The following is a 13,373-nucleotide window of genomic DNA, read 5'->3' as shown; positions in this document are numbered from 1 at the left end:
GCCTCCTTTGTTATCTTTTTTGGAGTGTGTGAGCACAAATCATTTTACGGCTACGCTTTTCTTAAAAAATCCAGCAGGATCCGTTCCTGCTCCACTGGAAAGGTGCGGGGAATCCAGAGCGTCTTGGAAAAGGCATTTTTCTGATGCGTACCGTAGGCGTCCTTTGTCTTCCGGGTAAATATTCCCCGGATACAGATGGATCGTCTTCCCACAGAATACTCTTTCAGCCGGAGCAGCACAAAGGCAAATTCCACCCGCTCGTCCATGCTGCCGCTATAACCGGTATAGCACAGCCGGTTTTCCGAGAGATACACGCGCTGAACCAAAGACGTCCCTGAGCAGTTTGCCCAGTACATCAGAAGCGGGATCACAGCGAAGATCGAGGCGGCCGCCAGAGCCATAAACGGCTGACGCAGCATCAAGACCGCCAACTGGTCCTGATGGTTCTTGGTGAAATACAGCACGAGAAAAGAAAGCAGGAACGAGCCCGGGCAAACCGCCAGCACAAGCAGCTTCGGCAGCCGCAGATACTGTTTGCGGCGAATGGGATCGGTTTCTAGGACCAGGTTGCTGGACACAACTGCGGCCTGCCGTTCCTTGTCCCGCTTTATTTCATGTTCCGCCTTGTCTCCCTTAAACCCGGAGATAAAAGTGAGAATGAGTGGGATCAACAGCAGGAGCAAAGCGGTCAGGGCGATGGTAAAAATAAAAGCGTTGCTTGCCGCGTTGGATAACGGTGCGAAGGTGACGATGCAGACCAGCAGCGTCAATATCTCCAGGATCAGCATATAAAAGGCGATGGGAAGGAAAATATTTAAAAACCGCTTGCCTTTCAGATTGTACCGTTTGCTCCTGTTCAGGCTTTTCAGCCCTTTGCTTTCGATGAGTCCGCTGCTCAGATCCGCTGCGGTCTGGGCATTGGACAGATTTGCAAGCATCAATATGGCAGTGACGGCAAGCAGAACTCCCCTGTTTTGTTCGGCGGTGTCATTTTCTTTATGCTTTATTGCGGCCAGAATTGTCAAAACAATTTTTACGATCAGAGAGAGATAAATGGGGCCAAACAGCATGAAAAACATCCGCAGATCGAAAAACATATCCTCGGAAAGGCCAATTCTTTCAGCGGGGATCCGCCCGAGAAGCCAGCCGATCCCGATAAACACCGCATAAGATATCACAACCTTAATCAGCCATTTTACAAAGCGGACAGTTCGCTTTTCAGCCATAAACCATTTCCTTTCCGATACGCGTGAAAGCACCCGATTGATAAGAGAGCGTAAAATAATGCGCTCGTGGCACCTACATAGAATCCCTCGCAGCAGAGAAAGCCAAACTGGCTAAGCTATGCATTCAAATAATTTTTCTTACCTGCTTTCCCTCTGCATCTCATTGATAATCGGCCGCAGGGAAGCGAAATCGACAAAATCTGCCTGCTTGCCGTAGGTTTCCATTAACGCCTTGTCTTCTTCGCTCCATTCTTCCGCCGGTTTCTTTTGCAGAGATCGGTGCAGTAGCGCCATCATGGTTCGGTGTCCCAGAGATAGCGCCTGATAATCAATGGCGCCTCGCAGATGGAAAACCGCTGCTCTGCCATATAGCTGGGCGGGAATCTGTTTTGGCAGGGAGTTCCGGATATTCTCCCGATTTTGCGGTATATCCGGATCAGCCAGCCCGACCGTAACGATCACCAGCCTCTGCCCGTCCCGCAAGGACAGACTGCGCAATGTCCTGGCCAGCCCCAAAACACCACCGGCATACAGCGCGCCGATATACACGATCGTTTCCAGTTTGGAAAGCGGCGGTGCTTCTTGATAGCTGACAGCAGGGATATCTGTTTGCTTTGACAGCTCCTGCGCATACCGGCGGGCGCTTCCGTACCTGCTTCCGTATAAAATGACAGACTTCATGCAATCACCTTACCCCTTATTACGAGAACAATCGTCCTGTTTTAAAAGTGCGAACAGGAACCGGCCGCAAGACAGAGAGGATAGAATCATAAACAGATCGGCAATCGGAACAAACAGGAAGGATGGAAGCAGCACACGGGTGTAGCGGCTCTTTACGGTTTTGCGCTTGTATATGGCCGCAGACAACCGGGCCAGGCAAAACAATACACCGAAATTGAAAAACAGCCAGCTTCCCGCCTGAATGGCGAGGGTATAAAGCATGTCCGGCGGTACGCTTCCTGCCGTAAGAAACGAAACGGCGATCTGTACGATAGATAGCGCGATCAAAACAGGATAGACGATTCCCAGCACCCGCAGCATGACGCCTCCGCCAATCCCGATCCCGCCGCTCCAGACGGCGCCGGAATGCAGGCACCAGGATTCCAGTATCCGCAGTGCAGTACGGTTTTGCTGTCCCTCTATAAAGCCGTTGTTGGCAATGGCGTACAGGCGGAACCGAAGAGAACGGGCTTTACAATATTCTTCTGCCAGCGATAGGAACTCTGCTAAATGAGAGGGCAATCCATCCACATAAAGCGGGAAAGAGATACATACGGCGTCCGCGCTGCCCAACTGGGAAAGCGCATGGTCAAAGTCTTTCCGGCTCCGCAGAGGAACCGTTTTTTTGACAAGGCTGGGAAGAAACAGCCGGAGGATACCGGAGAAAAATTGAGAAGCGCCGCCTCTCTTTTTGGGGCTTGCATTGAAGATCAGCAGCTTCATGATATTGCTCCCCTGATCTGTGCAGGATTTTGGAAAAACAGCGTTTCCGCTGTTTTGTATCCAAGGTTGAGCCGGTTACGCTCGGCAAGCTCTGTGGCAGTCTGCCGTTCCGATTCCGTAGAATCTCCGTAAAAGAGAACCCGCAGCAGTTTTCGCTGCGGGTAGCGCCCTATATGATGGGTTTGGCCGCCCCGCCAGGTAAAGAAGGGGAGGGATACTCCAATAGCGCGGTCCAAAACAGCCTTGACGCCGGGGCTGTAGCCGCCGTAGCACAAACGGCTGATAATAATCAGCGGGTCGCTTTGCCCGATCAATGCGCCCGCATGTTTCAAGGAGTCGTCCATCACACAGAATCCGGTATTTTTCAGCCAACATGCAAAGCAGCCACTGCACGGAGCATACTGGCCGTCCGCAGTGAAAACCACGACATTTTCATCTGGAAGTTCAAAAGCAGAGAAGTCTGCTTTATTAAGATCATGAATGATCGTTTTCAAAACGCAATCCTTTCTTTTGCGGCGTTATCCCGGACAGGAAAGAGCACTCACCATTCAAGCCCCGCTTTTCTCAGGAACGACCTTCGTGGCTATATCCGTTACGATACCGAAAACGTCCTCTTTGCCCGGCACAACGCTGATGTCGATGTATTTGCCCGGAACCATATGCTTAAGCATCTTGTCGTTTAGATAAAGGGTGCGGTTCATAACCGTGTCTCCCGCCGCATTGTCCGTGATCCGAACCGTCGCTTCCGCTTCCCAGTCCCCGGCTTCCTCTTTCCCGGTCAGCCGCAGGTTTTCCAGCAGCGCTTTTTTGACCACGCTGTTTCTGTTAAGCTCCATGCGCTGTTCATAGGTCAGCTCGCCCGGATGCCTGCGGCACTGGTAGCGGGCGATGCGCTCATTCAGTACATCGGCATCCGGATTATCATCACCGATGGCATGGGAGCGGTCTGCCGGGTCATACCGGATGGAGAGCGGATCTCCGACGGCGCACATGGAAAGCTGTGCCCGCGGGATGACCTCCGTCACGGTGGTCTCAAAAAATGTCCCGTCCTCGGCCAGCGCGTCCACCACGAAACGGATCTCGGGATTGTCATTGACGCATCGTCCCGTATGCTTTGCAGAACGGATAAAACCCAAGGTCTTCACTGTGCGGGCATCCCTCCAGCGCTGCTCCTTCTCCCTTTTCCGCCTTTCGGATCTGGCCGGGAGCACAAATCCCAGCAGGATACACAGCGCAATGGCCATCGCAGATATGATCACGATGGCCCGAATCGGATTTTCAGCCATCCAGTTGAAAAAAAGACTCCATACGTTTTCCACGAAACGGTCAACCCCTTTCTCTGTATCAAACGGATGCCGTATCCCTCCTAACTGATGCCGGACACCACGGAGGTATCCAGTACAAAAACAAAGAGATTTTCCCTGTCCGGGATGACGCGCACGTCCACATACCGGCCGGGGATCAGGTATTCCAAAGCTGTATTGGGTACATACAGCGTTCGCTCAAATGTGTGACCGTCCTGCTCCTCGCCAGCAAGCTGGATGGCCGCCTCTGCTTCATAGTCCCCGGCTTCTTCTTTCCCTGTCAGCCGGAAGCTTTTCAGCAATGCTTTTTTCATCACGCCGTTTTTTAACAGTTCCATCCGCTGTTCATAGGAAAGATCGCCCGGGTGCTTCCGGCACTGATAGCGGGCGGCGCGTTCCTGCGCCAGCGACTCGTCCGGATGATTGTCCCACACTGCCTGCGTCCTGTTGTCCGGGTTATAGCGGATGGGGATCGCTCTGCCGGGAACCATACCGGCCATCGCCGTCATGGGAATGATTTTCCGCACGCTGGTCTGGAACACCGTTCCGTCCTCCGCCAGGGCATCCAGTCCAAAAAGCAGCTGCGGGTTTTCGTTGACATACATGCCGGTCTGCTGGGTGGAGCGGATAAATCCTACTGTCTGCACGGTGCAGGAATTTTTGCTGACATGCCCTTTCGTCAGCCTGCGGATCACGGACAGAATCGGGAGTGCAAACGCCAGGATGAAGATCACAGGAATCATCCAGTTCAAATTTGACAGCAGCCAGTCAAAGAAAGCCCCCGTAAAAAACACCTCCTCAATTAGGTACAACAATTCAGTATAATTATATCTTGATTCGTGTTTGGCATCTATCATGAGCAGGTTAAGATTGCGTAAAATTATGGCATGATCCCGAAACCGATTCAAAAGGTTAGAGAAAATGCTGTCATTATTAAGAACAAGCATTCCTGACATTTTCATGAGCTTCCTTCCTACACCCCAGCGAGCATCACATCTTCCAGAACCGCGTCGCAGCCAAATTATTGGGTAACCTTGTGCCTTTCTCGCCTAATATTTACGGGTATTTTATCCTGATTTCACATCGTAAAATAAGATAAGTGCTATAATTAAGATGGAATCGGATCCACTGACCCATGAACAAAACAACGAGGTGAACTATATGACTTTATTCATGAATGAGAAAGATATGAATGAAATGTTAGCCAGTATTTGCCCGGACGGGGAAACGTACCAGGGAAAAGCATGGGGGACCTTGATGTCTGGGACGGCTGAAATGTTGGCACTGGGAGCTTTGAGTAATGTATATTGTTATGTTGGCGTGACAGAAAAACATTGGTTATCGCAGTGTTGGAAACTTTTGATATCTCGCATATTTACGGTAAAATCTGCATTCCGTTTGACCAGTTTGACGAACTGAAGGTACAAAAAGGTTTACTGCCTTCCCAGCGGATCATCAAAGCGAAAAGCGGGAAAACCAAAATAAAATTGTCGCTGGTCAACAACAGCATCACCGCCAAAATCAAAGATCAAAAACAGGGGATGCTTGCGATTTGCGAGACGCTGGAGCGTTTGAAACACTGATTTTCATAAAAGCAAGAGAGAAAATGAACAATATAAATGAGAACCGAACAGACAAAAGAGCGCCCGGCGGCGAAAAAAGCAAGGCGGAGTTAAAATGGTTTATTTTGCTCCTTGCCGTCATCTTTTTTCTGCCGATCACCATCCTCGCGGTGGTGGAATGGTTTACAAGCGCCGATGCCTTTGCCATCGGCATCACAGGGTTTATGCAAGCCGTCATTGTCTATGGCGGCTTGGGGCTGGTGGCGGTGATCATCGCCCTTGTCTTATTCATACTGCTGATTCAGCCGGACACAACGTTCCTGCAAAAGGTTGGCAGAACCGCAGGCATTCTGCTTTGCCTCGCCGCCGCTTTCTTCCTTGTCCGGCCGCTCGTTTTGGACATTCCCTATCTCAAGCGCCCGGAAGCAGCCTATTTGGAGCGGCTGGAGTTTGAATATTCGCGAGGGATCGGGGACTATGGTTCGGACGACTATTATCTGCGCGGCGTAGATATGACCGGCGAACGGCATTCCTTTGAAATCAGTGAAAAGAGGTACGAGGAAGGGCGCGCGCTGTGGGGCGAGAACGACTTTGCTCTGTTTGCGAAAGTTACCTACCTGCCGCACACCTCCACCTTGATAACGCTCGAATTTATGACAGAACTCGACGCGCCGGAGGCCGAATTGTACCCCACATCCCCCGAACTTTCGGATGATTGGGAAAGTTTTTCCATCCAGATCAATGACGCGGTGTATACGTTGCCGCTTCCCCTTGCGGATTTTCTTGACGACGGGTGGGTGATTTCCGAGGAGGATGCCGGGCTTTCTCTGCCCGGCGCGGAAGGCCCGTATGCGTCCTATGAATGGGAATGGGTCTCGCTGACCAACGACCGCGAACAGGATATCAGCGTCTGTGTCTTCAACACCACCGAAAGCACGATCCCCGTCGCCGAGGGCACGGTGGGAGGTATTCATGTAATATATGGCAACTACGACTTTTCCGGCACAGAACTACGCCTTCCCGGTGGGTTGATGCTGGGATGGTCTACCAGAGAAGATGTCTTAAAACTGTATGGCCAACCGAACGATAGCTTTGAGGCAACCTATGGTGGATATAGCTTGAAATACGAAATTGATGACCCTCTTGACCCGGCCTCTTGGAAGCTTGGTTTTGATGATTCAGGCATTCTAGACAATGTTATGGTACACCACCAGGCTTATTTCCGTTCTGACTAACGTCATGGAATATGTACATCTTACCAGTCATCATTTAAGGCAAAGAAAACCGCTTGTCCTAGTGACCCTTATCTCGGCCATAGGGACAGGCGGTTTAGTTTTTTCTGATTGCTTACACGCTGCTGATCTTGTGTCGTGTTTATGCAAAATTTTAGGACCGCGGTGAAAGGCGACGGCTCAGAAGCTCAAAAAAGAAAAATGTATAACTCCGGGGTAATCTCCCCTTGACAAATCGGTTTCCATAAAGAAAATTGCGGAAACTCTTCCTTATATGACTTTACCGCCCGTTCCTTTACCACATCCTCCGGCAGAATCTGCCCGCAGAGCAGCGGTGAGTTCGGAGCGTGGGCTTGCGTATTGCGCGCAACAGTTTTCATACTGTGTGTAGCATAACAATACCTACACCCGTGACGGCAGGTGTCGTACATACCAATGTCGATGCTGGCCATGCAGCCGCATTCCGGGCGCTGGTTCTTGTCTTTCACCAACGCAAGGCGGCACCCGGCAATCTGTTCCAGCAAGGAACGATCAATGCAGTGGCCGTGGGCAATGCCGTATGGCGCTAAGTCTATTTGTTCCGCGCAGGTTTCCAGCACAAGGTGGTGTCTGCCCGCGATACCGGCCAACCGCTGTGCCAGTTCCATGATTTCTTTTTCCGTAAGCGGTGCAAAGCCCAGACCATCCATATTGGTCTGTGTGTTGCGGTACAGGTCCACAAAGCTGATGATACACTTGTGGGTATAGCCCTCCAGCCGTCGGGCCAACTGTCTGAAAAAGGTAATGTGATAGTCCATCGTGTACCGGTCAGTGAACAGGATAGGATCATACCTCCAGATCACACGTTCGGGGCCGATCCTACGGGAAAGTTCCTGAAAGGCAGGCAGGATTACATCATTTTTGCTGGGCACGCCCGGCTCTACGTCTTTTCCGTATGGGGTCAGGGTGAACTGAAAATAGAACGGGTACGCCCACAGTTCCTCCAACCGAGACATTAGCGGCAGCGGATTCTTGGTCCAGAATACGATGCCGTCCACCACATCCGGCGACAAGGAAATGCGGCTGACCTGATGGAAGTTCATGGGGTTGCGGACGCAGACAAAGCCCTCCTGAATACGGTTGTAAAACCAATCGGAGTAATAGGCGGGAATGTCGGTCCGCCTGCTGGCGCTGATGATCAAGGGATTCACCTCCGGGTTGCATTGGACTGGTTACCGGGCAGCATTTCCGGCTGTGATGCGGTTCACTTCCCGCACCAGATCATCCATATACAGTTTCTGCTGTCGTTTCAGATAGCCAGGGACAAAGGGGTGCATCCACCAGCGCTTGCCGTTGACGGTTTCCACGCAAGTCAACCGGGAACCACTTTCCACAGCCTCGAACCGTCCCTCCCAGAAGCCGGACATATTCCCATTTTCCATGGTAAAGGCCCAAAACTGTTTTGGTTCACAGGTTGTAACCGTAAAATGGGTGGCATAGCCGCTCTTGGTATGCTCCACAAAGCGTGTTTCGTCCAGAACCTCCACCCGCGCCAGATCGCTGCGCCAGTCGGTATGCGTCAGGTCGGTCACGATTTGCCACAGCTGTTCTACAGTACAGGGAAACGAGCGTGTTACTTTAGAAACCGCCATACAATCACCCCTTCTTCTTTTTCAGCTTCAGACAGACACCGTGGCCATCAGCTGCCCCTTGCAGCAGCTTCACGGCAGCCGCAGCCCGCTCTTTGACGGAACATTCCGGCTGATCCTCCAGCTTGGCCACAACGTTTTTCAGATCTTCCAACGGCAGCAGGTACACCGCCGCGCAGTAGAAGGTTTTGCGGCGGCCATCGTTATAACCGGCGAGCAGCTTATCCAGAATTGTCCGCTTGGCCCGCAGTTCGTCTATATAGGTATCCGGCCCCAATTCCCGGGCGCGGGCCAGATCGGCAGCACGGCGGCTATGAGGCACAAAGGAATCTGCTGCATCAAATTCGTCATACCGGGCGCAGGGGTAAGAGGAGCAATCACTGCAAAAGGCATGCCCGCCTTTGTCCAGTGAACACCGGGCAATGGCACAACTCTGGTTGCCCGGTCCGCCGCCGCAGCCGGGGCAGTAGCCGCCTACCTGCATGGTGCAGAGCAGACAGTTCAGACCACACAGGCTGAACTCGGTATGTTCCCGTGTGAAGCCTTTCATACATGCTCCACCTTTCGCACCGGATGGCGCACCACAGTTTTCAGGCTTTCCGGTTTGCACCGGCGCACATCGCTCAGATAAATCTCATGGTGGAATCGTTTTTCACCAAAGTCTGCCGTATAGCCGTGTGCTTTGGCATATTCCGCCATAGCGGCTACGGTGGCGGGCTCGTCATCATAAGGGCCGATGTGCATGCACTGGACGCACAGACCTTCCTCCCAGGTGAAGAACTCCACCGGAGAGCAGTCCAGTTTCTTTTTCCGGGAGGCTTCCTGCACAGCCCAATCAAACTCTGTCTTGGTCACGAAGTCCGGCAGCCGGATCAGAGAAATCCAGCAGAAGTCCTCCTTGCGGGCGTAGTCCACGCCACGGACACCTTCCTGCCACCACAGACCCTCCAGCGGCGGCACCACATAGTCGAAGTAACCATCCATCTTGTGGCTGCCCATCTTGCTCATTTTGATGGTGTAGGCCACCGCATACAAAAGGCCGATAGCCTGTTTGTAAGCACCGTTTTCCTCGTTGGGATCGCCATGCCCGCGCACCGCCAGAAAGTTCATGGCAGGTACTGTAACGATGCCCGGTGTTTTGGGCGGCAGATAGAATTCCTTGTATTCTTTCTTGTAGTCGAATGCCATACTCATTTCCTCCGCTTTTGGGATGCCGCTTTGCGCAGCGCTTCACAGGTGATGCGGGTCAATTCCACCGCCATGGTTGGGTCGTCCACGTCCTCTATCACAAAGGAATCGCTGGCTCCTTCATGAGATGGGGCCTTCGGCAGGTCGGGAAAGGCTACTTCTCCTTGTGGAGTGATTTTGATAAACAACTGGTCATCACATATAACAGAGAAGAAGGTCCCGTCACAGAACAGGCCGTATTCTCCGAACATTTTGCGGGCACGGACGCTTCCGGCCCCTCGAAGTTGTTCCACCACATATTCCACAAAATCAGGATGGGATGCCATAGCTACCTCCGTTTTTCATAGCGCTGGGCCAGCCGACTGACAAGAGCCCCCAGCTGTTCCCGCAACTCAGCAGGTTCCAGAAGCTCAGCACCGTCCCCAAAAGTGAGAATCCAGCTGATTACACTGTCCGCATCTGGGAACCCTCGGCGGAAAAGTAAGGTGCCATCCGGTTGTACGGTAAAGCTGTCTGCACCGTATTCTTCCACCAGCCGCCAACGGCAGGCCGGGGCAAAGCGAACGCACACCTGATATTGTGTGGGATAAATCCGCTCCGGGTCCAAATCCGGCAAAGGGGCCGGGCGTGCTGTAAAGGGATCTCCAGTAGAAAGGTTTGTCATGCGGTTGAGCTTGAACAAGCGGAAGTCCTGCCGGATTTGACACCAGCCCCACAGATACCAGGTGGACCAATGAAAGACCAGATAATAAGGCTCCACGCTGCGCACCGAAGTACCTTTGGGCGCGTCGTAAGTGAAATGTACAAGGTGGTGCTGCTCCATGGCATTCTGTATGGCTTCGATTTTAGGGGCAAGGCTGCTTTTGTACCATGAGGACAAATCAATGAGCATGTGGGTGCCGCCGGATATCAGGGTACTGTTTCCGGCGGACAGCTTTTCCATGAGCTGAGCATAGCGCCGGGTGCCGCTGACGCTGTCCAGACTGCGCAGCCCCGCCAGAATAGCCTGCATCTCCGGGGCGGTGAGCACCGTGCGGTCCACCCGGTATCCCTCCATGATGGAGATCCCGCCGCCAGCGCCCTGTGCGGTGGTGATGGGGATGCCTGCCCGGCAGAGGGCTTCAATATCCCGTTGGATGGTGCGGCGAGACACTTCGAACTGCTTCGCTAGTTCCGGTGCGGTAACCTGTTCCCGCTGGAGAAGGATGGACAAAATGCCGATCAGCCGATCCATTTTCATGGCAATCACCGCCCTTTGTTCTTTTGCCTGTATTATACCATAGCAACCGGACAACTGTCTGTCATGTTTGGCTTTGCAGGAATGTTTTTTCTGCGGGAAAAGCCTATCTATTCATCTTGCAATCCCGCTCCAAATACGCTATGATGGTGCTGTCATCGGAGGACAGTACACCGTAGTGTAGGGGATCGTAAGCAAAGGCTTGCAGGCCGCCAGTCGGATAAGATGTCGAGCGAGCTCGATTATTACAGTTGCTGTAGTGATCGGGCGTTTTTCTTTAGGAGGACAATAATGCAACACACATCCGTCAGTCTGATTCCTTTGGAGGCCAACGACCGGGAACAGTTCATCCTGGACAATCAGCGGGCCTTCTGGTATGGTGCCATGCAGGAATTTGGAATGCGGGACGATCATCTGGACAGCTAGGGCGAGATCATCTCCCGCAAGACCATCGAAGCCTGTCTGGATTCACCGGACAGCGAAGCCTACCGCATTATCTGCGACGGGCAGAAAGTAGGCGGCGTGATCCTGAAAATCGATCAGGCCACCAACCACAATGAGCTGGAGATCCTGTTCACCGCCCCGGAAGTCCACAGCCGGGGCATCGGATACGGCGCATGGCAGGCAGTGGAGGCACTGCATCCCGAAACCAAGGTGTGGGAAACCTTTACTCCATATTTTGAAAAGCGGAATATCCACTTTTACCTCAACAAATGCGGTTTCAAGATCGTGGAGTTTTTCACCACACAGCACCCGCTTGATCTGCCGCCCCAGAACGACGAGGAGCAGGACGGCCCCGACGAAATGTTCCGCTTTGTCAAAGTCATGGAATGAGAGGTGTACTATGAACCAAACATCCCAAAATTCCGAGATCCAGATCCGGCTCCCAGGGAGCGGCGGACTCTGTACCTTCCCACTGGATAGCAGCACCCGCTTCAGTGATGTTTTCCGTGCCCTGATCGGCAAGGGCTGCTTTGCCTGCCCGCAGGGGAAACGCCCTGTTTGGGTTCTGCTGTGCGGTGACCAGGATCTGGTCACCTGGGTTTCTGATGAAAACACCTTCTATGACCGTTTTCCTTTTGGGGAACCGCCCATCGCCAGCGTTCCCGGCTGGGCCACCAAAGAGGTCCATTTCACTTCCTACCCCGACCCGTTGGCACGGGCCAAGGCAATTTATCTGTACTTTGAAGGTTCCAAGTCCTTTATGGGGCATGAGGGATTTCTGCGGGAGTACAAGAGCTATCAGATCACGCCGGAGCAGGAAGCGCTCTGGCAGGCCGAGTGCAGCAATCGGTAAAATAAAGGCAGCGGTGGATTTCCCGGACGGGAAGTCCGCCGCTGCTTTCTATACATAAAATACGCCCAGTATGTCTGGTATTGCAGTGTAAAACTCACTATCTCATTTTGTTTGTGCTATAAAGCATCTCTCAAAAGGAAATTTGTTTTGATTGATGAAATGAGTGATGGATGATATAATAAAATCATTCCCCTTACATTACGAGGTATTGAAATGAGAAATAAACAGCCTCCTTTTGAAATTACAAATCAAATGATTGACTATGTAGCGGAAATTGCTGAATTGGTCGGAAACCTTAATGTGACAAACCGACTTACTGCCAATCCTACACTGCGCCGCAGTAACCGAATCCGCACGATTCATGGTTCATTGGCGATTGAGCAGAACACCCTCTCTTTGGAGCAAGTTACTGCTGTACTGAATGGAAAGCGTGTTCTGGCGCCGCCTAAAGATATTGCCGAAGTCAAGAACGCCTATGAGATTTATGAGCGACTTGATGAGCTTGATCCCTATTCTGTAGATGACCTACTGATCGCCCACGGCATAATGACTCGTGGCTTGGTTGAAGAATCAGGGATGTTCCGCACCCGACCGGTAGGCGTAGTGGATAGCGAAGGTCATGTCTTGCATTTTGGGACCCTTCCACAATATGTCCCTGATTTGGTCATGGAGCTTTTGGAATGGGCAAAGACCAGTGAGGTTCATATGCTTATTCGCAGCTGTGTGTTCCACTATGAACTTGAACTTATTCATCCCTTTGCTGATGGGAATGGCCGCGTTGGCCGTCTGTGGCACACACTGCTGCTTTCTAAATGGAATCCCGTATTTGCTTGGCTCCCTGTAGAGTCTATCATCCATGACCGCCAGCAGGAGTATTATGATGCCATCAACACCTCCAATGATGCCGGAGAGTCTACGGTATTTATTGAGTTCATGCTCTCAGCTATCAAAGCATCGCTCATAGAGGCCATCAACTTGAATGATGAAATGAGCGATGGAAAGATTGATAAAACAACACTTCGCTGGAACAAGATTCAGGAATATCTCCAAACTCACGACTACATTATGAACGCCGATGTGCGGGAACTGTGTGGTGTATCGGCTGCGACGGCGAATAGAATTCTTGCTAACATGACAATGGAAAGAATACTTGCGAAATTTCGCATAAAAAGTCACTGGGCCTACAAATTACACGAAAAGTAAGATTTGATAAGCCACAGATACTAAAATACTACAAAACTTATATATGACAATGT

General features: G+C 51.8%; 18 protein-coding genes. 6 read left to right on the top strand and 12 right to left on the bottom strand.

From position 1 onward, the window contains the following. Nucleotides 1-50: 50 nt before the first annotated feature. The 6 genes from ABGT73_RS07605 to ABGT73_RS07580 form a co-directional block, all read right to left on the bottom strand. The gene (locus ABGT73_RS07605) at nt 51-1,226 is read right to left on the bottom strand and encodes a hypothetical protein (protein ID WP_346669191.1); all 1,176 of its coding nucleotides are present in this window, start codon (nt 1,224-1,226) and stop codon (nt 51-53) included. Nucleotides 1,227-1,364: 138 nt separating this feature from the next. Beyond that, a complete protein-coding gene (locus ABGT73_RS07600; protein WP_346669190.1) occupies nt 1,365-1,907 on the bottom strand; it encodes a flavodoxin domain-containing protein in 543 nt (180 codons plus the stop codon). 9 nt (nt 1,908-1,916) lie between these two features. Further along, nucleotides 1,917-2,669, bottom strand: coding sequence for a hypothetical protein (locus tag ABGT73_RS07595; RefSeq protein ID WP_346669189.1), 753 nt, complete (start codon nt 2,667-2,669; stop codon nt 1,917-1,919). Next, nucleotides 2,666-3,163: a flavodoxin family protein gene (locus ABGT73_RS07590; protein WP_058966224.1), complete on the bottom strand. Its 498-nt coding sequence runs from the start codon at nt 3,161-3,163 to the stop codon at nt 2,666-2,668. The genes ABGT73_RS07595 and ABGT73_RS07590 overlap by 4 nt, the downstream gene beginning before the upstream one ends. 54 nt (nt 3,164-3,217) lie before the next feature. Continuing rightward, nucleotides 3,218-3,988 carry a hypothetical protein gene (locus ABGT73_RS07585; RefSeq protein ID WP_346669188.1) on the bottom strand — a complete coding sequence of 257 codons (771 nt, stop codon included), beginning with the start codon at nt 3,986-3,988 and terminating at the stop codon, nt 3,218-3,220. A gap of 47 nt (nt 3,989-4,035) precedes the next feature. Next, nucleotides 4,036-4,935 carry a hypothetical protein gene (locus ABGT73_RS07580; protein ID WP_346669187.1) on the bottom strand — a complete coding sequence of 300 codons (900 nt, stop codon included), beginning with the start codon at nt 4,933-4,935 and terminating at the stop codon, nt 4,036-4,038. Between the two features lie 387 nt (nt 4,936-5,322). Here ABGT73_RS07580 and ABGT73_RS07575 point away from each other — a divergent pair, with 387 nt between their 5' ends. Together ABGT73_RS07575 and ABGT73_RS07570 are read left to right on the top strand one after the other, a co-directional pair. Continuing rightward, nucleotides 5,323-5,556: a hypothetical protein gene (locus tag ABGT73_RS07575; RefSeq protein WP_346669186.1), complete on the top strand. Its 234-nt coding sequence runs from the start codon at nt 5,323-5,325 to the stop codon at nt 5,554-5,556. Next, nucleotides 5,526-6,770, top strand: a complete 1,245-nt coding sequence (locus ABGT73_RS07570; RefSeq protein ID WP_346669185.1) for a hypothetical protein — start codon at nt 5,526-5,528, stop codon at nt 6,768-6,770. The genes ABGT73_RS07575 and ABGT73_RS07570 overlap by 31 nt, the downstream gene beginning before the upstream one ends. 185 nt (nt 6,771-6,955) lie before the next feature. Here ABGT73_RS07570 and ABGT73_RS07565 read toward each other — a convergent pair whose 3' ends face one another. From ABGT73_RS07565 to ABGT73_RS07540, 6 genes are read right to left on the bottom strand one after another with little or no spacing between them, the layout of a single operon-like run. Continuing rightward, complete coding sequence (locus ABGT73_RS07565) at nt 6,956-7,957, bottom strand: DUF1848 domain-containing protein (RefSeq protein ID WP_346669184.1); 1,002 nt, start codon at nt 7,955-7,957, stop codon at nt 6,956-6,958. 21 nt (nt 7,958-7,978) lie between these two features. Continuing rightward, a complete protein-coding gene (locus ABGT73_RS07560; protein ID WP_204648423.1) occupies nt 7,979-8,398 on the bottom strand; it encodes an SRPBCC family protein in 420 nt (139 codons plus the stop codon). Nucleotides 8,399-8,402: 4 nt separating this feature from the next. Continuing rightward, the gene (locus tag ABGT73_RS07555) at nt 8,403-8,945 is read right to left on the bottom strand and encodes a DUF3795 domain-containing protein (protein ID WP_346669183.1); all 543 of its coding nucleotides are present in this window, start codon (nt 8,943-8,945) and stop codon (nt 8,403-8,405) included. Continuing rightward, entirely contained in the window at nt 8,942-9,583 is a 642-nt protein-coding gene (locus ABGT73_RS07550) for a GyrI-like domain-containing protein (RefSeq protein WP_346669182.1), read from the bottom strand. The genes ABGT73_RS07555 and ABGT73_RS07550 overlap by 4 nt, the downstream gene beginning before the upstream one ends. A gap of 2 nt (nt 9,584-9,585) precedes the next feature. Continuing rightward, nucleotides 9,586-9,909 carry a TfoX/Sxy family protein gene (locus ABGT73_RS07545; protein ID WP_346669181.1) on the bottom strand — a complete coding sequence of 108 codons (324 nt, stop codon included), beginning with the start codon at nt 9,907-9,909 and terminating at the stop codon, nt 9,586-9,588. Nucleotides 9,910-9,911: 2 nt separating this feature from the next. Then, nucleotides 9,912-10,823: a YafY family protein gene (locus tag ABGT73_RS07540; protein ID WP_346669180.1), complete on the bottom strand. Its 912-nt coding sequence runs from the start codon at nt 10,821-10,823 to the stop codon at nt 9,912-9,914. 288 nt (nt 10,824-11,111) lie between these two features. Between ABGT73_RS07540 and ABGT73_RS07535 the strand changes: the two genes are divergently transcribed. The 4 genes from ABGT73_RS07535 (at nt 11,112) to ABGT73_RS07520 (ending at nt 13,320) form a co-directional block, all read left to right on the top strand. Further along, nucleotides 11,112-11,246 carry a hypothetical protein gene (locus tag ABGT73_RS07535; protein WP_346669179.1) on the top strand — a complete coding sequence of 45 codons (135 nt, stop codon included), beginning with the start codon at nt 11,112-11,114 and terminating at the stop codon, nt 11,244-11,246. A gap of 6 nt (nt 11,247-11,252) precedes the next feature. Then, on the top strand, nt 11,253-11,654 hold the full coding sequence (locus tag ABGT73_RS07530; protein ID WP_346670319.1) for a GNAT family N-acetyltransferase: 402 nt from the start codon (nt 11,253-11,255) through the stop codon (nt 11,652-11,654). A 10-nt stretch (nt 11,655-11,664) separates the two neighbouring features. Continuing rightward, nucleotides 11,665-12,117, top strand: coding sequence for a hypothetical protein (locus ABGT73_RS07525; RefSeq protein WP_204648429.1), 453 nt, complete (start codon nt 11,665-11,667; stop codon nt 12,115-12,117). Nucleotides 12,118-12,330: 213 nt separating this feature from the next. Next, the gene (locus ABGT73_RS07520) at nt 12,331-13,320 is read left to right on the top strand and encodes a Fic family protein (RefSeq protein ID WP_346669178.1); all 990 of its coding nucleotides are present in this window, start codon (nt 12,331-12,333) and stop codon (nt 13,318-13,320) included. The last annotated feature ends 53 nt before the right edge of the window (nt 13,321-13,373 follow it).

Source organism: uncultured Subdoligranulum sp. (assembly GCF_963931595.1).
Lineage (GTDB): Bacteria > Bacillota > Clostridia > Oscillospirales > Ruminococcaceae > Gemmiger.
The sequence above is the reverse complement of the archived record's forward strand: the minus strand, read 5'-3'. Positions and strand labels throughout refer to the sequence as shown.